Here is a 23706-nt window from a genome sequence, read left to right on the forward strand (position 1 = left end):
TCAACTGATAAGAAGCAAAAAAGGAGCATCATTTACGGATGCTCCTTTTTTTATGGTGTGATTACATATAATCCGAAAATAGCGACAATAAAATAACAGGTAATAGTGAGCGCTCCCTGATAATCTTTGGCCACACGCTGACCAAAAAGAAGGAGTAAGAGTGTAATACACCCCAAAAACATAGCAAGCGTACCAAAATAGGTGTTGCCTTCCATAATGAGATGGTAAATACCATTGATACTGCACACAGCAGTTACAACCTCTATTACCAAAACAATCAATAATAAAAGCGGTACCATTTTACCCATAAAAGTAGCTGCAAAATGTTCTTTTAACCAAGAAAGATTTCCTTTCCAATCTACTAGTTTGTCAATCCCGGATTGTAAAAAAGTGATTAAAAGAAATAGTAGAATAGTAATTGAGACGATATGCGTCATAAAATTATCCATAGTTGAGCGATTTTGTGAAGCTCAAATATAGAGGTAAGATTTAAGAAGATAAAATAATGGACTTAAACACTTTTGCGATGCAGCAATCGTGTAAGTTTAATTGAGAGATCGGTGAGTATGATCTTTGCATTCCCATTACGTTCGATATGATACGCAGCATCCTGCAATTCATTACAAATATCCATGATGTTTGCTCCGTGTATAAAAGGCGCAAATTTTTCGAGTTGAAATCCACTGGTCTGAGGCTCTAAAAACACCAATTGTTCGGCTCCGTAATTGAGTAAGAGGGCTTGTCTGAAGAAATCAAGACAATAGTTCAGAAAACGTTTTTGGGTTTCTCTACCAGTTTTAGCGATAGATTCACTCCAGGTGATCAAATCATTTACAGCAGATTTGTTGCCCTTGGCCCTAAAGGCTGTTCGTACCCACTGTATAAACCATTCTTCGAACTGTTCATCACCACCATCGTGGTGTAACAAATGTAAGGCCTTGCTGTAATCACCATTGGCTTGATGGGCAATTTTCAAAGCTTGAGTATCGGATAGATTTTCTTTTTTTTGAAGCGCCTCTTGAATCACTTGCTCGCCCAACGGAGGGAAATGTAAAACCTGACATCTGGATCTGATCGTTTGGATAAGCTGTTCCTGATCCTCGGTAATCAAAATGAATATGGTTTTCTCTGGCGGTTCTTCAATAAGTTTCAACAACTTGTTGGAAGCCGCAATATTCATTTTGTCCGCCATCCAGATTAACATCACCTTGTAACCACCTTCATAACTTTTGAGCGAGAGCTTTTTTACAATTTCTAAGGCTTCATCAACCCCAATTTGTCCTTGCTTGTTTTCGATTCCTAAAGAGAGATACCAATCAAATATACTTCCGTATGGGTTCTCCTTAACGAATGTTCTCCATTCCTCAGCAAACTGATCTGATGTAGGATGCTTTTTTACCTTATCATTGATAGCTACGGGATATACAAAATGTAAATCCGGATGTGCCAGATGATCAAATTTGATATTACAGGCGTGATTGCCTTCTGTGTTTTCTCCGTTTTTATTTTGGCATAAAATGTATTGCGCATAGGCAATTGCCATTGGGAGTGTACCGCTTCCATTAGGACCTACAAAAAGTTGTGCATGCGGGATACGTTGTCGATCTGCACTTGTAGTGAGATAACTTTTGATATGTTGCAGTCCTAGAATTTCGGAAAAAAGCATAGGCAAATATAAAAAGAAGTATGAGGTACCCCATAAAATGAAGCACTATTAATTAGGATTGTGATAAGTTTATGGAATATCATTTTTCCATCAAAAAAGCAGTTTTTGTAAAAAATCAATAAAACTTAAAATTTACTATCGTTTTCGTAGATTTTTTTCTTGATAATTCAGAGGTTTTTAATGAAATAAAATTATTTTCGTTTGCTCAATTCAATACCAGTAAAATGAAGACAATCAGTGACTATAATTTCGAAAATAAAAAAGCCCTAATACGAGTTGATTTTAATGTGCCGTTGAATGAAGAATTCGAGGTAACCGATGATACAAGAATTCAGGCAGCCAAGCCAACCATTATCAAAGTTCTTGAAGATGGAGGTAGTGCGGTTTTGATGTCGCATTTAGGACGACCAAAAGGGGTTCAGGATGAGTTTTCGTTACGTCATATTGTAGCAAAGGTATCTGAAGTATTGGGTGTGCAGGTAAAGTTTGTAGCAAATTGTGTTGGTCAGGAAGCCGAAGATGCTGTAGAAGCACTCAACCCAGGAGAGGTATTGTTATTAGAAAACTTACGATTCCACCCTAGTGAGACAGCAGGAGATGAAGCTTTTGCCGAGCAATTATCAAAACTAGGAGATATTTATGTAAACGATGCCTTTGGAACTGCGCACAGAGCTCATGCTTCTACAACGGTTGTAGCTCAATTTTTTCCTGATCAGAAATGTTTTGGAAGTTTATTGGCCAAAGAGATCGAAAGTATTGATAAGGTCTTAAGTAGCGGAGAGAAACCAGTTACTGCAGTGTTAGGAGGATCAAAAGTGTCCTCAAAAATTACCATTATCGAAAACATTTTGGATAAGGTAGACCATTTGATCGTTGGTGGTGGAATGACCTATACTTTTATAAAGGCACAAGGTGGACAGATCGGAGATTCGATCTGCGAAGATGATAAACAAGAATTGGCACTAGAAATTTTAAAGAAGGCTGCAGAAAAAGGAGTTCAGATACATTTGCCTGTAGATGTTCTGGGAGCGGATGCTTTTGATAACAATGCCAACACCGAAATAATGAAGGTAGATGCTATAAAAGAAGGATGGCAAGGATTGGATGCAGGTCCAGAAACGTTGACGAATTTCCATGACGTTATTTTGCAATCAAAAACCATTCTTTGGAATGGTCCATTAGGTGTTTTTGAAATGGAAAGTTTTGCCAAAGGAACCATAGCACTTGGACACTCGATTGCCGAGGCTACACAAAATGGTGCGTTTTCGCTAGTAGGCGGAGGAGACTCAGTAGCAGCGGTAAAACAGTTTGGTTTTGGAGATAAAGTAAGTTATGTATCTACCGGTGGAGGAGCAATGCTGGAAAGTTTAGAAGGAAAAACACTTCCTGGAATTGCAGCAATAGAAAACTAATGAATAGCAGATTTTAGTAGGAAAATCAATATTTTTTGTAAGAATTAGGATAAAACCGGTCATTTGAACCGGTTTTTTAATGTTTTTAACGTCTTGATCTTTTGGATTTTAGAAAAAAAATGCGATTTTCGCTGATGTATTGTTGATAACATGTTGACAACAATGCTTTTTACCCCAGAATTCCCTAAATAGTTGTAAAAAGAATTAAACCGTATCGTAAGATGATTGGAATGAAAAATAAGTATGCATTATTTTTTTGTTTTTTGGCAATACTAACTACAGTTTCGGCTCAGGAACCTACACCTGAAACCGATCCAGAGAACACCAAGGAAATTGTACTGGAAAAAAATGTGGGTCTTCAACAAGATACAGTAACGGTCATAGATACCACCAAGATTATCAAAACGGGAATCGAATTACAGACAACAACGGTTACTTCTACCAGTGTTAAGGATACCGTAATTTATGCCGCAAAGGATCACCCAAAGTTATCACGACTGGATTCTCTTTGGAAACAAGAACTATACAATTCTAGTTTATTTGATAGCATTTATAAATCGGTAACCGAACTCGAATACGAACCGGTAGAATATGTAGACTTACCCACAGATACACTAAAGGCCCGATTGGCAGAACTTAATGCACGTACACCTTTTAACGTAGAATACAATCCTTCTCTGGAAAGTGTGATCAAAAGATACCTCAAAAATAGACATGAGCATCTGGAGCGACTTATGGCACTAAGTCATTTTTACTTCCCTCTTTTTGAGCAAGAGCTAGATAACCAAAATATTCCTTTAGAGATTAAATACTTGGCCATTGTAGAGTCTGCGCTGAAGCCTAGAGCAAAATCTAGGGTTGGAGCTACAGGATTATGGCAGTTTATGTACGGAACAGGAAAAATGTATGGATTAGAAGTAAGCTCTTATGTAGATGAGCGTATGGATCCCATCATGGCTACCAAAGCGGCGTGTAAGTATTTGGCAAAGCTGTATGAAATATTTGGAGACTGGGATTTGGCTTTGGCTTCTTATAATTCTGGTCCGGGGAATGTAACCAAAGCCATAAGACGTAGTGGAGGATATACCAATTATTGGAATATACGACACAACCTACCTCGAGAAACTGCAGGGTATTTACCAGCATTTCTAGCTACGATGTACATTTTTGAGTATGCCGACAAGCATGGTTTCAAACCCAAAAGACCAGAGTTTGGATATTTTGAAACCGATACGATCAAGGTAAAACAAATGATCACTTTGGATCAGGTTTCAGAATACATGAATATCGATGTTGAAGAATTACAATTCTTAAACCCTTCTTACAAGCTAGATATCATTCCATACATCAAGGATGAGGACTATGTCCTTCGATTACCTTTGAATGAGGTGGGAGCCTTCGTAGCCAATGAGGATACAATTTACGCAAGAGCTAAGGCAGAATTTGATAAGCGCGAAAAACCGTTACCAAAATATTTTGAAGCTAATGATAGAATCAGATATCGTGTTCGAAGTGGAGATTATCTAGGGAGAATAGCAAGAAAATATGGTGTACGAGTAAGCCAGATTAAGCGTTGGAATGGTTTACGAAGCAATAATTTAAGAATAGGACAACGACTTACTATCTATCCAAGAAGACCTGTTGTAGACGCTCCCGTAAAAAAGAAGACACCCATAAAAAGTAAGCCTATTGACCCCAATATTGAGACTTACGTTGTCAAGTCTGGAGACACCTTATGGAGTATTTCGCAAAAATTTAAGGGGATAAGCGTCGAAAATCTTAAAAATTGGAACGATATTAGCGGTAGTGGTATAAAGCCAGGTATGAAACTGAAGCTTTCGAAGTCATAACCGCAAACAATATCTTATGAAAAAAATAGCACTCACCATTATTGGTGCGCTGTGTTTACTTGCATGCACAGAAACCAAAACTGAAAAAAAGAAGTCTTCTCAAGGAGCGATGGCCCACTCTGTTGGAAAGATCAACGAGCTTTCGGTCGTTATTGATAATGATTTATGGAAAGGAAAACTAGGGGATACCATACGTAAATATTTTGGAGCCGAAGTTCCTGGACTTCCGCAGGAAGAGCCTTTGTTTTCGATGCGTCAAATGCCAAAAACAGCCTTTTCTGGACTAGCTCGAAAGAATAGAACGTTTTTACAAATCAATAAAGGAGGAGAAAACAATTTTCAAGTACTTACTAATAAGTTTGCTACCCCACAGGTAGGATATGTCATTTCAGGAAAAACAGAAGAAGATGTGGCAAATGAATTGATCAAAAACTATGAAACCATCGTCGCCAAATTCAAACTGGTCGAAACTAAAGAAAAACAAACAAGAATTAGAAAATCACTAGAAAAGATACCTCAATTACCCGAAAAATTAGGAATCAATCTCGATATACCCAGTGCGTATCGTATTGCAGTAGAAGAAGAGGATTTTTTCTGGATTCGTAAAGATATTCAACACGGTAGCATGAATTTGATGATATACGAGCTACCTATGAATACCATCAGTAAAGATTCGAATACGGTAGCGAGTATTGTAAAGATGAGAGATTCTATCGGTGCTGTAAAAATTCCAACTGAAGAGGTAGGAAAATTTGTTACAGAACAAGCGTATGCTCCGTATTTGTACGAAACAAATCTTGATGGAAGGTTTGCTTTCGAAACCAAAGGAACCTGGGAAGTCAAGAATAGATTTATGGCGGGTCCTTTTGTAAACTACGCTATAGAAGATAAGCCAAATAATAGACTACTAGTGCTTGAAGGTTTTGTATTTGCCCCTTCAGTAAACAAACGAGATAATATGTTTGAATTAGAGGCAATTATGAAAACCATAACATTTAATTAGAAGTATTGGCAAAAAATTAACTTAAATCACTTAAGATCGGTATAATATTTGTGAATTTATAAACAGAATTCACCCCATTTATTGAGTATTTTTAGAATATTCGTAATGGGGTGTTTTTGTCTAGTAATCAACTCAATAATTCACAAAGCTTATGAAAAACCATCTATTTAGATTTCTGGCCTTACTGTTTATTTCACTTCCCGTTTTTGCACAAGACGGAGATATTGTTACTGTAGAAGAAGCCAACGCTTCTTATTTTGAAGTTCCTCGAGAGACCTTATATCTTCATGTTAATAAAAGCGCTTATGTCACTGGAGAAGAGATTTGGTTTAAGGGATATGCTTATGATCGACAAAACAATCTCCCTTCGATCAATTCTACCAATTTTGAAGTTGAAATTTTTGATGAACAGGGAAACGAAGTCTACGATGGGGTGTTTATGGGCAACAATGGTAGCTTTCAAGGAAATATAAAAGTGGACTCTACTTGGAGTAGTGGAACCTATTTTATGAGAACCTCTACTCATTGGATGCATAATTTTGCTGAGGATGAGACGTACACCAAAAAGATACGTATTATCAGGGACGAGCTACCAGAAGTAGTAACTTCAGAAAATGTACAATATGATTTTCAGTTACTTCCAGAAGGAGGACATGTGGTAGCTAACACGTTCAACACTATTGGCTTCAAATTGATTAATGATCAGGGATATGGTGTAGCTTTTGATCGAGGTGTGATTCAGGATGAGCTGGGCAATGAGGTGACTACATTTTCTTCTAATGAATTGGGATTAGGTAAATTCAATATTACACCTACATTAGGCAAGACTTATCGTGCATTGATCAAACTCAATGATGGCAGCGAAATTGAAGGTAAATTTCCACAAATTGAAAGAAAGGGAATTAGTATAAGTATCAATAATCTGATCGAAGATGAGTTAGCGATAGAGCTTAATACCAATACCAATACGATAAAAGAGTTGCTAAAAGACGATTATACGATACTCATCAGAAATGATCATCTTTCCAAAAAGGTAAAAGTCCGTTTTAGAGGAAAAGAGTTAAAAAAGAAATTATCCATAAAGCGGTCAGACCTATATGCAGGAATGAATATATTGACCCTTTTCAAAGAAGACATGCCTGTTTTGGAGCGTCTGGTATTTAATCCAATAAATATACAAGATGATGGGATTAAAGTAAGTGCTTATGGCGCGACAAAGGATTCTTTATCAATTGCTGTAGCATTATCCAATTGGGATAGTGCATATGATCTAAGTGTATCCGTACTCCCCACAGAAACCAAAGCCTATTCGCATTCAGATAATATCCATTCGGCAATTTTGTTACGACCATATATCAAAGGATTTATAGAGGATGAAAAGCGCTATTTTACCAATATTGATCGAGATAACATTTACGATTTGGATTTGTTACTGATCACTCAAGGATGGAGCAAGTTCAAATGGGAAAACATCTTCAATACCAACCCAGAGGTTAAGTATGACTTTAATCAAGGCTTCAGAATTACAGGTAAGATCCAGGACAAAAAAAGAGAAGCGGTAGATAAAGTATATCTATATCCAACCATCAACAACGGAGCAAAGCTTGTACAGGTAAATCAAGATAATACGTTTGAGATCGACAACTTTTTCCCACAAAAAGGAGAGAAATTACGAATCTCTGGGATAGCAGCTCAAGGAGATTTTAATAAGTCGGGACTATACCTGCAAGTACAATCCAACCGAATACATCGACCATTCTTGAATACATTTCCTGTAGCGGATAGACCGTATACCCAAAAGATTCAAAATAAGGTAGTAGTACCCTATAACTTTTTGAGTGATGTACAAGAGCTAGAGACTGTAGAATTAGAAGGAGAAGCTGAGGAAGAATTCGGGAGAACGAGCAGTATTCAAATCCCAAAGTTCTTTGAGTTGAATTCTAAGAAAATTACACTCGAAAAAGCAGAACAATATTATTCTGTTTTGGACTACATTCAGTCCACACGAAAGTTCAAAGTACTACGAGATAATGCATCTTTTGTACGTATTTTACCTCCGTGGGCTCCAGAATATAACCTTCCTGTTGGGCAAGATCCTACTGAAGAAATATTGGATCAATTGTCAGAAGGAACAGGGGTAGCAGTTTATTTGGATGAAATTTTACTCTCAGAATTAAGTATTCTATGGGATTTAAGAACCGCCGATGTAGATCGAATTTATATGGATAGAGTTAGTTATGGTGGAGGCGCCAGAGCTGGAGGTGCTGGATCGATTAGGATATATACTAGAAGATATCCGTTGGTAAGAGGTGATAATAAGGATAAGGAGTATCTGGAATATGAATTTACCAAAGGTTTTGAGCCTACCAAAGAGTTTTATAATCCCGGATATACCAATTATAAAGATCCGTTTTTTGTGAATTATGGAGCCATATATTGGCAGCCTAGATTACGTTTTGATAAGACAGGTACCGCTGTGTTTAAAATCCCGAATACGGGATTAGAAAACGTAACCTTACACATCGAAGGAATGATGAGTGATGGGAGCTTAGTTTCTAAAACACAAAAGGTAAAGTAATCAAACAATAAAGTAGTTCTAAGCTAAGTAACTAACTACATCTAATTCATAGAAAACATATGAAAAACCATCTGTTTCAATTTTTGGCCTTACTGTTTATTTCACTCCCCGTTTTTGCACAAGACGGAGATATTGTTACTGTAGAAGAAGCCAATGCTTCTTATTTTGAAGTTCCCCGAGAAACCTTATATCTTCATGTTAACAAGAGTACCTATGTTACTGGCGAAGAGATTTGGTTTAAAGGATATGCCTATGATCGGCAAAATAACCTTCCTTCTATCAATACCACCAATTTTGAAGTCGAGATTTTTGATGAACAAGGCAACGAAGTCTATGACGGTGTTTTTATGGGCAACAATGGTAGTTTTCAGGGGAATATAAAAGTAGATTCTACCTGGAGTAGTGGTACATATTTTATGAGAACCTCTACCCATTGGATGCATAATTTTGCTGAGGATGAGACGTACACCAAAAAGATACGTATTATCAGGGACGAGCTACCAGAAGTAGTAACTTCAGAAAATGTACAATATGATTTTCAGTTACTTCCAGAAGGAGGACATGTGGTAGCTAACACGTTCAACACTATTGGCTTCAAATTGATTAATGATCAGGGATATGGTGTAGCTTTTGATCGAGGTGTGATTCAGGATGAGTTGGGTAACGAAGTGACTACCTTTTCATCAAATACATTAGGTTTAGGTAAGTTTAATATTACACCTGTGTTGGGTAAGACCTATCGAGCGTCGATCAAACTTAAAGATGGAAGCGAAATTGAAGGTAAATTTCCGCAAATTGAAAACAAAGGAGTTAGTATAAGCATTAATAATTTAATTGATGAGGAACTCGCCATAGAGTTCAATACGAATACTGCTACTATAAAGGAATTATTAAAAGATGATTATACCATACTCATCAGAAATGATCATCTCTCTAAAAAGATAAAAGTTCGCTTTAAGTCAAAAGAGTTGAAAAAGAGACTATCGATAAGGCGTTCAGATCTATATGCAGGAATAAATATAATTACCCTGTTTAAAGAAGACACTCCCGTTTTGGAACGTCTGGTATTTAACCCCATCACTATACAAGAAGATGTGATCAAGGTAAGTTCATACAACACGGCAAAGGATTCTTTGATGGTAGAAGTTACGGTACCCAATTGGGACCATGCGTATGATCTTAGTGTTTCGGTATTACCATCAGAGACCAAAGCCTACGCCCATACAGACAACATCCATTCTGCAATGTTGCTAAGATCGTATATAAAAGGTTTTATAGAAAACGAGAAGCGCTATTTTACCAATGTTGACCGAGATAAGATATATGATCTGGATTTATTATTAATTACCCAAGGATGGAGTAAATACAAATGGGAAAACATTTTTAAGAAAAGTCCAGAGGTTAAATATAACTTTAATCAAGGCTTTAGGATTACGGGTAAGATCCAGGAAAAGAAAAGAGAAGAAGTGGATAATGTATATCTATATCCAACGATCAATAATGGGGCAAAACTTGTTGAGGTAAATCAAGATAATACCTTTGAGGTTGATAATTTTTTCCCACAAAAAGGAGAGAAATTAAGAATCTCCGGCATTAAAACCAAAGGAGACTTTAAAAAATCAGGAGTATATCTGCAGGTGCAATCCAATCGGATACACCGACCATTTTTCAATACTTTTCCAGTAGCAGACAAACAGTACACCCAAAAGATCCAAAATAAGGTAGTAGTACCTTATAACTTTTTAAGTGATGTACAACAATTGGAGACTGTAGAACTAAAAGGAAGTGGTGAAAAGGAATTGGAAAGGACGAGTAGGATACAGATCCCTAAGTATTTTGAGTTGAATTCTAAGAAGATTACGCTAGAGAAAGCAGAGCGGTATTATTCGATATTAGATTACATTCAGTCCACAGGAAAATTTAATGTGCAAAGAGACAATGCGGCATTTATACGTATTCTTCCTAGAAGTGGAACTACTGTAAGTTTGCCAGTTGGTGAGGCACCACCTATTGGAATTGGAACAGGTGTAAATGTTTATTTGGATGATTTTCTGCTTCCGGACCTAGCGATTTTGTGGGATTTAAGAACCGCAGATATTGATAGAATATACACTGATACTATTGGGTACGGCGCAGGCGCAAGGGGAGCAGGAAGAACGATAAGGTTGTATACTCGAAGATATCCATTAGTGCGAACTCATGATGGAGATAAGAGCTATCTAGAATATGAGTTTACCAAAGGTTTTGAGCCCACCAAAGAGTTTTATAATCCTGGATATACCAATTATAAAGATCCATTTTTTGTGAATTATGGAGCCATACACTGGCAACCTAGATTGCATTTTGATAATACAGGCACGGCTGTGTTTAAGATCCCAAATACAGGCTTAGAGAATGTAACCTTGCACCTAGAGGGAATGATGAGTGACGGGAGTCTGATTTCTAAAACACACAAAATAAAATAATTCTGTAAGCAACATTTATAATCTAAGTAACTAACTACATCTAATTCATAGAAAACATATGAAAAACCATCTATTTGGGTTATTAACCTTATTGCTCTCTGCATTCCCTGTTTTTTCACAAGAAAAAGACACCAATGTAGTAGAAGCCAATGCGTCTTATTTTAATATCCCCAGAGAAACCCTATATCTTCATGTGAACAAAAGCATCTATATCACTGGAGAAGAAATCTGGTTCAAAGGCTATGCCTATGATCGCCAAAACAATTTACCTTCGTTAAATACCACTAATTTTGAAGTTGAAATTTTTGATGAACAAGGTAATGAAGTGTATGATGGGGTATTTATGGGTAATAATGGCAGTTTTCAAGGGAATATTCTGGTAGATAACAGCTGGAGTAGTGGTACGTATTTTATAAGAGCTGCTACCCATTGGATGCACAACTTTATAGAAGATGAGACGTACACCCAAAAGATACAAATCATCAAAGATGAACTTCCTGCACAAACTTCAAGGAAAATAGAAAACTATGATTTTCAGTTGCTTCCAGAAGGAGGACACGTGGTTGCGAATACCTTCAACACCATTGGTTTCAAATTAATTAATGATCAAGGGTATGGCGTTGGGTTTGATCAAGGTGTAGTACAGGATGAATTGGGTAATGAAGTAACTACTTTTTCTTCGAACACTTTAGGATTGGGTAAATTCAATATAACCCCAGTATCTGGAAAGCAATATCGGGCTTTGATACAACTTAAAAATGGTGATGAAGTTGAAGCGGAATTCCCTAAGATTAATGATAAAGGCGTTAGCTTGAGTATAAATAACCTTATGGAAGATGAGGTGGTTATGCAATTTAATACCAATGAAGCAACCATAAAGGAATTGGTATTTAGTGACTATATGGTGCTCATCCGGAAGAACCATCTTTCAAAAAAGATGAAAATATATTTTAAGTCAAAAGAACTAAAGAAAACGATTTCTATTCCACGTTCTGATCTGTATGCAGGAATGAACACCATAACCCTTTTCAAAGAGAATACACCTGTTTTGGAGCGATTGATCTTTAATCCTGTTGAAACCACAGAAGATGAGATTACAATCCTGAGAAATACTACTTCTTCGGATTCTGTATCGATTGCAGTGCAAGCACCCAATAAAACTATTGCCTATGATCTCAGTGTTTCTGTATTACCATCAGAAACCAAAGCGTATACACATCAAGATAATATACGGTCGGCAATGCTATTGCAGCCCTACCTTAAGGGGTATATAGAAAATGCGAAGTATTATTTTACCAATATTGATCGTGACAAAATATATGATCTGGATTTGCTACTAATCTCTCAAGGGTGGAGTAAGTTTACCTGGGAGCATATTTTTAAGCATACCCCTGAAGTTCGCTATAATTTCAATCAAGGCTTTAAGATTACGGGCAAGATTCAAAACAAGAAAAAGATCAAGGTCGATAAAGTATATTTTTACCCATCGATTAATAACGGAGCCAAATTGGTCGAGGTAAATCAAGACAACACTTTTGAGGTAGAGCATTTTTTCCCACAAAAAGGAGAGAAACTTAAAATTTCTGGGATAATGGCTAAGGGAAGTTTTAAAAAATCCGGAGCTTATCTTCAGGTACAATCCGAAAGAATCAATCGACCTTTTGTCAACATATCTCCAATTTCAGAAAGACAATCTGAACAAAGAATACAGAACAAGGTAGTAGTACCGTATAATTTTACCGACAATATCCAAGAATTGGAGGCAGTACAGTTAAAAGGGAGTAGCCAAAAGGAGCTAAAGAAAACAAGTCGAATAAGCATTCCCAAGTATTTTCAGTTGAATTCGACAAAAATAACTTTAGAGAAAGCCGAGCAGTACTTTTCGATATTAGACTATATCAGATCTACGGGAAAGTTTAGAGTGTTCAATCAAAGTCCAACCGATATATCAATACTTCCTGTTGGTGGTGCTGTTGTTAGTTCGATAGGTTCTACTAGTGGCAGTGGACAACTAGCACTTCCTGATCCCGAGGAGGAAGATCAACCCAAACCTGTGGCTGTTTTTTTGGATGATGTTTTATTATCAGATTATGGTATCCTATGGGATTATAGAACGCAAGATGTTGATAGAATTTATATGGATAGAACGAACTATGGTATTGGTTCTAGAGGAGGACGAGGAGGTTCGATACGTATTTACTCAAGACGATTCCCATTACTTCGAACACGAACACCAAATCAGGATTATCTAGAATACGAATTTAAAAAAGGGTTTGAACCCGTAAAGGAGTTTTATAATCCCGGATACATTACCTATACCGATCCGTTTTTTGTGAATTATGGAACGATTTCTTGGCACCCCAAGTTAGCATTTGACGAAAATGGACTAGCCATATTCAAAATCCCAAATACAGGCCTTGATGAAATAACCTTACACATCGAGGGAATGCTGGGAGATGGCACTTTAATTTCTAAAACCCAGATTGTAAATAAAGCAAAGGGGAACTAAACTTAATAAGAATATCGTGTTTGAATGCTTCAAAATATTTGAACACGAGATAATAATTGGTAACTAACTTTAATACTCACTATATATGAATCATCTTTTACGCCTTTTTGTTTTACTTTTTCTTTCAAGTACTATACTTGCTCAAAATGAGGTAAAGATTACTCCAGAGCAAGCCAATGCTTCTTATTTTGAGTTTCCCAGAGAAACGCTCTACCTGCATCTTAATAAAGACACTTACCTTGCTGGTGAAGAAATTTGGTTTAAAGGGTACGCTTATGACCAACAAAGCCAACGTCCTTCTTTTAATACCACAAACTTCAATGTAGAACTATTTGATGAACGAGGAAAGGAAGTGTACGATGGTCTTTTTTTGGGATACGAAGGAAGTATGAAAGGCAATATAAAAGTGGATTCGACATTGGCAAGTGGAACTTATTATTTAAGGGTTTCTACCAATTGGATGAATAATTTCCTGGAAGACGAATCTTATACCAAAAGGATCAATATTATTAATGGAGTTGCGAAAGATGAGGTAACAAAAAAGATACAATACGACTTTCAGCTGCTTCCTGAAGGGGGGCATTTGGTGGCAGATACTAAAAATACCGTTGGTTTTAAATTGATCAATACAACTGGAAGAAGTGTGGCTTTCACAGAGGGTAGTATTGTTGATGACCAAGGTGTGACGATCACCACATTTAGTTCTAATGCATTTGGAATAGGTAAGTTTTGTATAACACCTAGGCAAGGTGTTCGATATAGGGCACGAATAGCATTTAATAAACGAGCAATAGAAACATTGCTTCCTAAGGCAAAGAGCAAAGGGATAGCAATGACCCTAAATAATCTTTTTGAAGAATATTTGGCAATAGAATTCAATACAAATCCCAATACACTTAAAGAAATCGTAAAGAAAGATTATGAATTAATGATTCGACAAAATCATCAATCGAAAAAAGTGAAGGTGAAATTTATGCCCAATCAAACCAAAAAAGAAGTAGCAATAGATCGTGCTAAACTATATGCAGGAGTCAATACTATTACGCTTTTTCAGGACAACACGCCAATATTGGAACGATTGGTTTATAATGAAATAAAAGCTCAGGAGTATAATGATAAATTTAATCTGGTTGTCGAATCCCGAGAAAATGATTCATTAACTATTGCCATATCAACTTATACAGACCCTAAACTTAATTTTGATATGAGCGTTTCAGTATTGCCTACAAATACCAAATCCTATAATCCGGAAGATGATATTCGATCTGCATTATGGTTAAAACCTTATTTAAAAGGATATGTGGAGAATCCCAAATACTACTTTCACCAAGTGGATAGAAAAAAAAGATATGATTTGGATTTGTTGTTAATCACGCAGGGTTGGAGCAAATACACCTGGAATAATATATTTAACTATAACTCCATACCACAATATGAATTCAATCAAGGATTTAAGGTGGTAGGAAAATTTCAAAATGTAAAAGAGGATATTCGTCAAGCGTATATCTTTCCTACCAAAAACAGCGGGTCCAGGATTATCGATTTGAAGGAAGATAATAGCTTTCAAATTGATAACTTTTTCCCTGAAAAAAATGAAAAAATCAGAGTAGCAGCAGTCATGCCAGACGGAAGTTTTGTTAAGAATGGTATGTATTTACAATTACAATCCAATCGGTTTAAAAAATCATTTTCTCAAAGCGTTTCTTTGAGTATGAATACAGAAGAATTAGGATTACCCAATATCCAAATCCCGCAAGAGTTTTTTAGTGATGAGGTAGAACTTCTTGAAGAGGTTGTGATCCAGGGAAAAACAAAAAAGCACATTCGGGAACGAAGCCGAATTCCAAAGTACTTTCTGCAGAATTCTGTAGAAATTACAAAAGAGTTGGTATTCATGCATTTTAGTGTTTTGGATTATATCGAATCCACAAAAAAGTTTATTGTATTTCGTGATAACCCATCAAACGTATTCATAAGAGCACGAAGACCAGTAAGTGTAAGAGGACCAGTTTCGCCTATTCTGTTTATCGATGATATTCCTTATGAAGACTTTGGAATTTTATGGGGATACAATTTGATAGATGTAGAAAGAATTTATATGGATCAAATTGGATATGGCGTAGGAGGAAGAGGATTAGCAGGATCCATACGCATATATACCAGAAGAGAACCTTTAGAGTATTTTAAAAAACCGGAAGGAGTGGATAAAGTATCTTCATACTATGTGGCGAAAAGAGGTTTTGAGCCTACAAAAGAATATTATAATCCTGGGTATTCAAATTATTTGGATCCGCTCTTTGTTGATTATGGCGCTATACATTGGCAACCTAATCTGCAATTTGACACATCGGGAACCGGAAGATTTAAAATTCCAGACACTGGACTAGAGAACATTCAGTTTTTTGTAGAAGGAATGGCTTCAGACGGAAGTTTAATCTCGAAACAGCATATCTTAAAAAACATAAATCCGAATTAGACATTTTGTAATATATTTAGCGATTCAAAAAAACACAATTGATGAACACAGTTTCTTATATCGCTAAACATATTCCCGTTTCCGAAAAGCAAATTACCAATACGGTCAAACTTTTGGATGAAGGTGCTACTGTTCCTTTTATTTCTAGATATCGTAAAGAAATGACAGGTGATTTGGATGAGGTAGCCATTGGTGAGATTGTAAAATATAAAACGGCTTTCGAAGCTTTAGAAAAAAGAAAAGAAAGCGTACTGAGTACGATCAAAGAACAGGGTGCACTAACTCCAGAACTTGAGAAAAAAATTCAAACGGCCGACACTCTTACACAAGTAGAAGATTTGTATCTGCCTTATAAGAAAAAGCGGAAAACCAAAGCTACTGTCGCCAAAGAACAAGGACTAGAACCTTTGGCAAAAGTAATCTTGCAACAAAAGGAAGAGGAACTTCTTTTTGTTGCTTCCAAATATCTTAACGATACCATTACTACCGAAGAAGAAGCCCTGCAAGGTGCAAGAGATATTATTGCAGAATGGATTAATGAAGATGAAAAAGTAAGGAATAGATTGCGTAGACTTTATCAAAGAAAAGCAAGTATAAAGTCGACCGTAATCAAAACCAAAAAAGAAGATCAGGAAGCACAAAAATATCAGCAGTATTTTGATTGGCAAGAACCGCTACACAAATGCCCCTCGCACCGATTGTTGGCTATTTTGCGAGCAGAAAATGAGAACGTGGTTCGCGTAAAAATCGAAGTACCCGAAGATGATGCCTTAGATATCATTGACGGTGTGATGATCAAAACCAATGTCGAAGCATGCACCGACCAAATGTTTCTTGCCATTTCTGATGCGTATAAGAGACTGTTGACTCCAGCAATCTCTACTGAAGTGCTTAATCAAGCCAAAGAAAAAGCAGATGATAATGCGATCAAAGTGTTTGCTCAAAACCTAAAGCAATTATTGTTGGCCTCACCCTTGGGTCAAAAAAGGATCTTGGCGATTGATCCTGGATTTAAGTCAGGTTGTAAGGTGGTTTGTCTTGACGAGCAGGGTGATTTATTACACAATGAAAACATATACCCGCACCCACCGCAACGAGATGTCACGGGAGGGATTAAGAAAATAAAATCGTTGGCAAATGCCTACAAGGTAGAAGCGATAGGTATTGGTAATGGTACTGCGGCTCGAGAAACCGAAGCGTTTATCAAAAAGATACCTTTTGATCAATCGATGCAGGTGTTTATGGTTAACGAAAGTGGAGCGTCGGTATATTCGGCATCAAAAATTGCCCGAGCAGAATTTCCAAATTATGATGTTACTGTTCGAGGAGCAGTATCCATAGGTAGGCGTTTGGCCGATCCTTTGGCAGAATTGGTAAAGATCGATCCCAAAGCTATTGGTGTAGGGCAATATCAACACGATGTAGACCAAACCAAACTAAAAAATGAGTTGGATACTGTAGTGATGAGTTGTGTAAACAGTGTTGGGATTAATGTAAATACAGCGAGTGTTCCTTTACTAAGTTATGTTTCAGGAATTGGAGAAAAATTGGCTGAAAACATCGTATCCTATCGTTCAGAAAATGGAGCACTGCAATCCAGAGAAGAATTAAAAAAAGTACCCAGATTAGGAGGTAAAGCATTCGAACAAGCTGCCGCATTTCTTAGAATTACCAGTCCTACACACCCACTTGATAATTCTGCGGTGCACCCAGAGCGATATCAGTTAGTGTCAAAAATGGCAAAGGAGGTAGGTGTACCACTCACAGAATTGATTGGAAACAAACCCGCTATCGCCAAGATCAAGTTGCAAAATTACATCACTGATGAGGTAGGCTTGCCAACACTTAATGATATTGTAAAAGAACTAGAAAAACCTGGAGTAGACCCAAGAAAGAAAGCGGCCGTGTTTGAGTTTGATCCCAATGTAAAAACGATAGAAGACCTCAAAAGTGGAATGAAACTGCCCGGTATCGTAAACAATATTACCAACTTTGGCTGTTTTGTAGATATAGGAATCAAAGAAAGTGGTTTGATTCACATCTCAAAGCTGGCAAACGAATATATAAGCGATGTCAATAGTGTCGTACAATTAAATCAGCACTTGATGGTAACTGTTATGGATATCGATTTGCAGCGTAAAAGAATACAATTATCGCTTATCGATTAATTAGAAAAGTATACAAATAAATAAAGCCCGGTAGATACCGGGCTTTATTTATATATTGACTTAAAAATTAATTTTTCTCATCAATTTTAGGGTCCTCATCTTCTTTTGAAGCGTCCTTAAATTCTTTAATTCCACTTCCTAATCCTCTCATCAATTCTGGAATTTTCTTTCCTCCAAATAATAACAACACAATCACTACAATTAAAGCGATTTGCCAGGGACCAATCATTCCTAAAAATATACTTGATGTCATCATGATCTTAATAAATTAGAATACAAAGTTAGCAAGAAATGATGAATCCGTCATCATTTATATAATCTTTAACGAACGATCTTAAAGATTCATATATCACTTTATAAAAACCTACAAATGATCATGATCTTAAAAAAATCAATTTTAGCATAAAATTAATGGTGTGTGTAGACTATAAATATCCCTTTAAACGTTGTATTTTTGGTATTCGTAGAATATGTATATTTGCTTTTCACTTATGGCAAAAAAGAAAAAGGAACAAAAACGAATTACAAAGAAGCTACTTAACAAGTATCGCTTGGTAATTCTTAATGAAGATACTTTTGAAGAGCGCATATCTTTTAAGCTGAACAGGCTTAATGTTTTTGTTATGGTGACCATTACCGGGATTCTCCTGGTGTCGGGAACTACATTTTTGATTGCTTTTACTCCTTTAAGAGAATATATTCCGGGATATTCGTCTACTTCGTTAAATCTTAAAGCCACTCGTTTGGTGGCAACAACGGATTCGTTGGAGTCAAGAATAGTTGTGAATCAGCAATATTACAACTCTATTAGAAAGGTGCTTACCGGGGATGTAAAAACGGTAGAATTTGATTTGGATTCTGCAGTACAGTCTCAAAAGGTAAATCTGGAAGAAATAGACTTAAGTCCTTCGGATCAGGATATGAGACTTCGTGAAGAAGTGTCCAAAGAAGACAAATACAGCTTGTTCGAAAATGAAAAATCAAATTCTGATTTTTCCTTGTTTTCTCCTGTAAAAGGAAATATAACTTCTGGATATGATGTCACTCAAAAGCATTATGGAGTGGATGTGGCTGTTCCCAAAGATACTCCAATACAAGCGGCTTCTGCGGGTACGGTAATCTTCTCAGAATGGACTGCAGAAACAGGGTATGTTATTATTCTGAAACACGCTAATAATCTGCTTACCGTATATAAACACAATGCTTCGTTGACCAAACAACAAGGAGAACAGGTCAAAGCAGGAGAAGTGATTGCAACAGCAGGTTCTACAGGAGAACTTTCTACAGGACCTCATTTACATTTTGAATTGTGGAGAGATGGATACCCAACAGATCCTACAAACTTTGTCGATTTTGAATAATAACTATGTCGTTAAAAGCATTAGGCGCTAAGATTTTCGCAAAACGTATTCGTAAAAAAATTAATAAGTGGGCTTCGGATCCGGTAGGTACGCAGGAACGTGTATTTCGGGATTTGTTGAAAACAGCTCAAAATACTGCTTTTGGTCGGGATCATAGTTTCAAAAATATTAAAACCTATGCCGATTTTGCAGAACAAGTTCCGATTCGCGATTATGAAGCATTACGACCCTATGTGGATCGTGTAGTAGAAGGTGAATCCGATATTTTGTGGCCAGGAAAACCGCTATATTTTGCAAAGACTTCGGGCACAACAAGTGGAGCCAAATATATTCCACTAACCAAAGCCTCGATGCCAACACATATCAATGCTGCGCGAAATGCAATTTTGTGTTATATTGAAGAAAGCGGAAATGCGAGCTTTGTAGATGGTAAAATGATCTTTCTGCAGGGAAGTCCAGAACTCAGCGAAAAAAACGGAGTAAAATTAGGACGACTTTCAGGTATCGTTGCACACTACGTCCCACAGTATCTTCAGAAAAACAGAATGCCGAGTTGGGAAACCAACTGTATTGAAGATTGGGAGCAAAAGGTAGAAGCCATCGTAGAGGAGACTATAGATCAAAACATGAGTATCATTAGTGGAATACCACCTTGGGTACAGATGTATTTTGAAAGACTACAGCAACGAACCAACAAAACTATTGGTGAGCTTTTTAAAGGTTTTGAATTGTTCATCTACGGAGGAGTAAACTTTGAGCCTTATCGTAAAACCTTTGAAAATTTGATAGGAAGAAAAGTCGCAGGGATCGAATTATACCCTGCCTCTGAAGGATTTTTTGCGTTTCAGGATCGTCAGGATGAAAAAGGTATGCTTTTGCAATTGGATTCTGGAATGTTTTATGAGTTTGTAAAAGCAGATGAGTTTTTTGATGAAAACCCTAGGAGGTTAACTATTGGCGAAGTTGAAACGGGAGTAAACTATGTGATGTTGGTTTCTACAAGTGCAGGATTGTGGGCATATAATATCGGGGATACGGTGATGTTTACCAATACTAGCCCTTATCGAGTTGTCGTATCGGGTAGGATTAAACATTTTATCTCGGCCTTTGGAGAACATGTGATTGGTAAAGAAGTGGATCAGGCGTTGAGAGAAGGCGTTGAAGAAGTAGGTGCCATGATCAATGACTTTACAGTAGCACCACAGGTTAATCCTGAAGACAACGAATTACCCTATCACGAATGGTTTATTGAGTTCAAAGAGCCTCCAAAGGATATAAATGCACTTGCACAGGCAATAGATAAATCTCTTAGAAATCAAAACACCTACTACCACGATTTGATAGAAGGAAAAATCCTGAAAACCCTAAAAATTACGGTGGTTCCTAACGAAGGATTTAAAAACTATATGAAATCGATAGGAAAGTTAGGGGGGCAAAATAAACTTCCGAGATTGTCGAATGACAGAAATATTGCAGATGCCCTTTCTGTTATGATTGACAAATAGACTATATTTGTTGCGAAAAACATATGGCAAACTTAATATTACAAGGAAGAACAAGAGCACAAGAAAGCTCTAGTGCAATAGAACGCATGTATATTACTATGCGTCATTTGTTTAACAGGGGTTTTTACAAACCAATGGGAGTGTCCGGAGACACCTTGAGAGAAGCACTACTCACCTTGCGACCGGAGATTTATGGATCTGTAGCCGAAGAAAAAGTAGAGCTCAACGGATTACTATATGTGATCGATCGATTACCAATAGGGATAGAAGAGTGTCGCTACATCAATCTTACCAGTGACGAAGGGTATAAAAACTCTCATTTCAAAGTTATTGTCCCTCCAAAGAGAAGAAGAAATTGCTATCGTATCGACGAAGAGCAAATGAATATTGAGATCACTCGTGGTCGATCTGAAATCTATGATATCCTGACACATCTTACCTTTTTGTTTATCGAGTCGCATAAGATCATGAATCGTGTGGTGATTAACGAAGAGGGTAATGTAACCAGAGATTGGCAAAAACTAGAAAATGCAGTTCTGTCTAAGAAAGAATTGACCAAGGCTCAAAAGGAAGTAGCATTAACGCATACTGCAAATATTCTAGGTAGAACTTTTGAAGAAGCCAATTCTATTTATGATAGTTTTTCCTGTCCAGAGAATAAAGAACGTTTTCTACATATCATTTATTGGTTAGGGAAACTTGCTATCGAAGAGTATGTAGAGGATAAGAAAAGAATCGTAACTTTTAGTCCTGTACTTAGAGAACGTTTAGGACACCATATTCACGGAGAGATCTGGGCCAATACTATCAAAAGTAAACTAGAAGAACTAGATCTGTTTAATCGTCCAATACACATTATTAGTGCCAACATGCATAGTGTAATGAATACGCTTTATGCACCTTTGGCCTTAAAAACTGAACTAAAGAACAAGAGTACCTTTGATATTTATGAGTCGTTGAGCGATGATTCCAACGATAAACTTAGAAAAAGAGTAGAGAAGTTGGCCTTACAAAAAGGAATGACTTTTATCGATGATCAAAGTGGTGCCAATATCAATGTACAAGTTTTTGATACGGCAAAGTATGGAGATGGAGCGTATGGAGATCTTATAGTCAACAAAGAGGACAAAGAAAAACCGGTAATTATAGTTATGGATTATGCGTTTGGAGAACAGGCGTATGAGACTATGGACGAATTATTAAAACCCTATGCTAATCTCGATGGGAACAAAATTCGAATGAATGTGAAATCGATTTCAATTATGGGGAAAGCTGGTATTCTTGAAGGAGGAAAAGGAGATATCATGATCCCTTCTGCTCATGTTTTTGAAGGTACAGCCGATAATTATCCATTCAAAAATCAGCTGAACAAAAAAGATTTAGAAGGTCATGGGATTGATATCTATGATGGCGCAATGATCACTGTTTTGGGTACTTCACTACAGAACAGAGATATTCTGAAGTTTTTCCACGATTCTACTTGGAATGTGATTGGTTTGGAAATGGAAGGAGCACATTATCAAAAAGCCATTCAATCTGCTTCTCGATTACGAAGTAGTATTAGTCCAAAAGTGAAAGTAAGATATGCTTATTATGCTTCTGATAACCCACTAGAGACAGGAAGTACATTGGCTTCAGGAGGATTAGGTACCACAGGGGTAAAACCTACTTATCTAATCACCGAAAAAATTATAGAACAAATATTTAACGAACGATAAAAAATGAGTCAAGCCAATCAAAACGAAGAAATGGATTTAATGCAACTTTTTGCAATGATCAAAGAGTTTTTTAGAAAAGTATTAAGTTTATTTGTTGATGCAGTTTTATTCATTAAGAAAAAAATAATTCTTTTTCTCATATTAGGTGTACTTGGGGGAGGACTGGGTTATTTTATGGACCAATTTCAAGACAAAAAAAACAGTTTTGTTCAAGAAGTGATTATAGAGCCAAAGTATAAATCAGTAGAGTATTTATACGATTTTGTTGAAGATCTACAGGACAACTTCAGAGATGATAATTATGTTTTGAAATTTGGTTTAGATCTGGAATTGGTAAAAAATGTAGATAAGATTACTCTGCAACCTGTAATTCGTTCAGAAGAAATATTAACTCAAATACAGGATAAAGAATCTTTTACTGAGGATTATGACGATAACCTTCTTAGAGAAAGAAAATATCGTAATTTCTATAAAGAACATAAGCTTACATTAATCTTTAAAAACTCAAATCCAGAGAATACAAAAATAGTTGCCGCAATTCTGAAGCACCTAAAATCTAATGAGTATTTCAAAAAGATTGTTAGTTTAGAACTCCAACAACTTAAGGGAGAAGTTGAACAAAACAGAAAAACGTTAGCTTTTATTAATGATTACCTGGATAATTTGAGCAAGAATCCTAATGAGAACGAAGGTAAAATTGTATTTGCTTCGGAGGCAGAAACACCAACTATTGCATCATTAATAAAACGAAAAGAAGAATTGTTGACTACGGTTCGATTTCAAGAAAGATCACTAGAATTAAATAAGGAAATTTACTCTGTTGTTAAAGATACTGGTATTATTTCAAAACAAAAACAACTGTCAAAAAGAATGCTATTTGTTATTCCAGTAATTTTTGTAGGAATAGCAATTGGTATATATTTCTTTAGTTTCTTATTTAAATCCGTAGTTAATTTTGTAAACCAAGAATAGAGTCTTTATGTAATTACCCCTTA

General features: G+C 36.5%; 15 protein-coding genes. 12 read left to right on the top strand and 3 right to left on the bottom strand.

Annotated features, from left to right (window positions below; genetic code table 11):
* Positions 1–50: 50 nt before the first annotated feature.
* Positions 51–449, bottom strand: a complete 399-nt coding sequence (locus tag ACXAGJ_RS04475; protein WP_474837502.1) for a DoxX family protein — start codon at positions 447–449, stop codon at positions 51–53.
* A 62-nt stretch (positions 450–511) separates the two neighbouring features.
* Positions 512–1666 carry a DNA polymerase III subunit gene (locus tag ACXAGJ_RS04480; RefSeq protein ID WP_474837504.1) on the bottom strand — a complete coding sequence of 385 codons (1155 nt, stop codon included), beginning with the start codon at positions 1664–1666 and terminating at the stop codon, positions 512–514.
* Between the two features lie 224 nt (positions 1667–1890).
* Between ACXAGJ_RS04480 and ACXAGJ_RS04485 the strand changes: the two genes are divergently transcribed.
* The 8 genes from ACXAGJ_RS04485 to ACXAGJ_RS04520 all read left to right on the top strand — a co-directional run bounded on the left by ACXAGJ_RS04485 (position 1891) and on the right by ACXAGJ_RS04520 (position 18127).
* Positions 1891–3078, top strand: a complete 1188-nt coding sequence (locus tag ACXAGJ_RS04485; protein WP_474837506.1) for a phosphoglycerate kinase — start codon at positions 1891–1893, stop codon at positions 3076–3078.
* Positions 3079–3308: 230 nt separating this feature from the next.
* The gene (locus ACXAGJ_RS04490; RefSeq protein WP_474837508.1) at positions 3309–4928 is read left to right on the top strand and encodes a LysM peptidoglycan-binding domain-containing protein; all 1620 of its coding nucleotides are present in this window, start codon (positions 3309–3311) and stop codon (positions 4926–4928) included.
* Between the two features lie 16 nt (positions 4929–4944).
* Positions 4945–5931, top strand: coding sequence for a DUF4837 family protein (locus tag ACXAGJ_RS04495; protein WP_474837510.1), 987 nt, complete (start codon positions 4945–4947; stop codon positions 5929–5931).
* 151 nt (positions 5932–6082) lie between these two features.
* Positions 6083–8509, top strand: a complete 2427-nt coding sequence (locus ACXAGJ_RS04500; protein WP_474837512.1) for a hypothetical protein — start codon at positions 6083–6085, stop codon at positions 8507–8509.
* Between the two features lie 59 nt (positions 8510–8568).
* A complete protein-coding gene (locus ACXAGJ_RS04505) occupies positions 8569–10974 on the top strand; it encodes a hypothetical protein (RefSeq protein WP_474837514.1) in 2406 nt (801 codons plus the stop codon).
* A 58-nt stretch (positions 10975–11032) separates the two neighbouring features.
* The gene (locus ACXAGJ_RS04510) at positions 11033–13483 is read left to right on the top strand and encodes a hypothetical protein (RefSeq protein ID WP_474837516.1); all 2451 of its coding nucleotides are present in this window, start codon (positions 11033–11035) and stop codon (positions 13481–13483) included.
* A gap of 85 nt (positions 13484–13568) precedes the next feature.
* Positions 13569–15959: a hypothetical protein gene (locus tag ACXAGJ_RS04515; protein ID WP_474837518.1), complete on the top strand. Its 2391-nt coding sequence runs from the start codon at positions 13569–13571 to the stop codon at positions 15957–15959.
* A 41-nt stretch (positions 15960–16000) separates the two neighbouring features.
* Positions 16001–18127: a Tex family protein gene (locus tag ACXAGJ_RS04520; protein ID WP_474837520.1), complete on the top strand. Its 2127-nt coding sequence runs from the start codon at positions 16001–16003 to the stop codon at positions 18125–18127.
* A 67-nt stretch (positions 18128–18194) separates the two neighbouring features.
* Here ACXAGJ_RS04520 and ACXAGJ_RS04525 read toward each other — a convergent pair whose 3' ends face one another.
* A complete protein-coding gene (locus ACXAGJ_RS04525; RefSeq protein ID WP_073316012.1) occupies positions 18195–18383 on the bottom strand; it encodes a twin-arginine translocase TatA/TatE family subunit in 189 nt (62 codons plus the stop codon).
* A gap of 235 nt (positions 18384–18618) precedes the next feature.
* On the opposite strand from ACXAGJ_RS04525, the gene ACXAGJ_RS04530 reads away from it, so the two are divergent.
* The 4 genes from ACXAGJ_RS04530 to ACXAGJ_RS04545 are packed head-to-tail and all read left to right on the top strand — an operon-like array spanning position 18619 to position 23683.
* A complete protein-coding gene (locus tag ACXAGJ_RS04530) occupies positions 18619–19488 on the top strand; it encodes a M23 family metallopeptidase (RefSeq protein WP_474837522.1) in 870 nt (289 codons plus the stop codon).
* Positions 19489–19493: 5 nt separating this feature from the next.
* Positions 19494–20993, top strand: a complete 1500-nt coding sequence (locus ACXAGJ_RS04535) for a GH3 auxin-responsive promoter family protein (RefSeq protein WP_474837524.1) — start codon at positions 19494–19496, stop codon at positions 20991–20993.
* 23 nt (positions 20994–21016) lie between these two features.
* Positions 21017–22711, top strand: coding sequence for a DUF6909 family protein (locus ACXAGJ_RS04540; RefSeq protein WP_474837526.1), 1695 nt, complete (start codon positions 21017–21019; stop codon positions 22709–22711).
* Positions 22712–22714: 3 nt separating this feature from the next.
* Positions 22715–23683 (top strand): hypothetical protein, encoded by a 969-nt coding sequence (locus ACXAGJ_RS04545; protein WP_474837528.1) that lies wholly within the window; start codon positions 22715–22717, stop codon positions 23681–23683.
* The last annotated feature ends 23 nt before the right edge of the window (positions 23684–23706 follow it).

It is taken from the genome of Aquimarina sp. AWH4_224, assembly GCF_056160245.1.

What these genes read in the sequence shown, in the direction of transcription:
- ACXAGJ_RS04475 (WP_474837502.1), bottom strand. Translation starts at nt 449, where the DNA reads ATGGATAATTTTATGACGCATATCGTCTCAATTACTATTCTACTATTT.
- ACXAGJ_RS04495 (WP_474837510.1), top strand. Translation starts at nt 4,945, where the DNA reads ATGAAAAAAATAGCACTCACCATTATTGGTGCGCTGTGTTTACTTGCA.
- ACXAGJ_RS04535 (WP_474837524.1), top strand. Translation starts at nt 19,494, where the DNA reads ATGTCGTTAAAAGCATTAGGCGCTAAGATTTTCGCAAAACGTATTCGT.
- ACXAGJ_RS04530 (WP_474837522.1), top strand. Translation starts at nt 18,619, where the DNA reads ATGGCAAAAAAGAAAAAGGAACAAAAACGAATTACAAAGAAGCTACTT.
- ACXAGJ_RS04525 (WP_073316012.1), bottom strand. Translation starts at nt 18,383, where the DNA reads ATGATGACATCAAGTATATTTTTAGGAATGATTGGTCCCTGGCAAATC.
- ACXAGJ_RS04515 (WP_474837518.1), top strand. Translation starts at nt 13,569, where the DNA reads ATGAATCATCTTTTACGCCTTTTTGTTTTACTTTTTCTTTCAAGTACT.
- ACXAGJ_RS04480 (WP_474837504.1), bottom strand. Translation starts at nt 1,666, where the DNA reads ATGCTTTTTTCCGAAATTCTAGGACTGCAACATATCAAAAGTTATCTC.
- ACXAGJ_RS04490 (WP_474837508.1), top strand. Translation starts at nt 3,309, where the DNA reads ATGAAAAATAAGTATGCATTATTTTTTTGTTTTTTGGCAATACTAACT.
- ACXAGJ_RS04510 (WP_474837516.1), top strand. Translation starts at nt 11,033, where the DNA reads ATGAAAAACCATCTATTTGGGTTATTAACCTTATTGCTCTCTGCATTC.
- ACXAGJ_RS04505 (WP_474837514.1), top strand. Translation starts at nt 8,569, where the DNA reads ATGAAAAACCATCTGTTTCAATTTTTGGCCTTACTGTTTATTTCACTC.
- ACXAGJ_RS04500 (WP_474837512.1), top strand. Translation starts at nt 6,083, where the DNA reads ATGAAAAACCATCTATTTAGATTTCTGGCCTTACTGTTTATTTCACTT.
- ACXAGJ_RS04545 (WP_474837528.1), top strand. Translation starts at nt 22,715, where the DNA reads ATGAGTCAAGCCAATCAAAACGAAGAAATGGATTTAATGCAACTTTTT.
- ACXAGJ_RS04520 (WP_474837520.1), top strand. Translation starts at nt 16,001, where the DNA reads ATGAACACAGTTTCTTATATCGCTAAACATATTCCCGTTTCCGAAAAG.
- ACXAGJ_RS04485 (WP_474837506.1), top strand. Translation starts at nt 1,891, where the DNA reads ATGAAGACAATCAGTGACTATAATTTCGAAAATAAAAAAGCCCTAATA.
- ACXAGJ_RS04540 (WP_474837526.1), top strand. Translation starts at nt 21,017, where the DNA reads ATGGCAAACTTAATATTACAAGGAAGAACAAGAGCACAAGAAAGCTCT.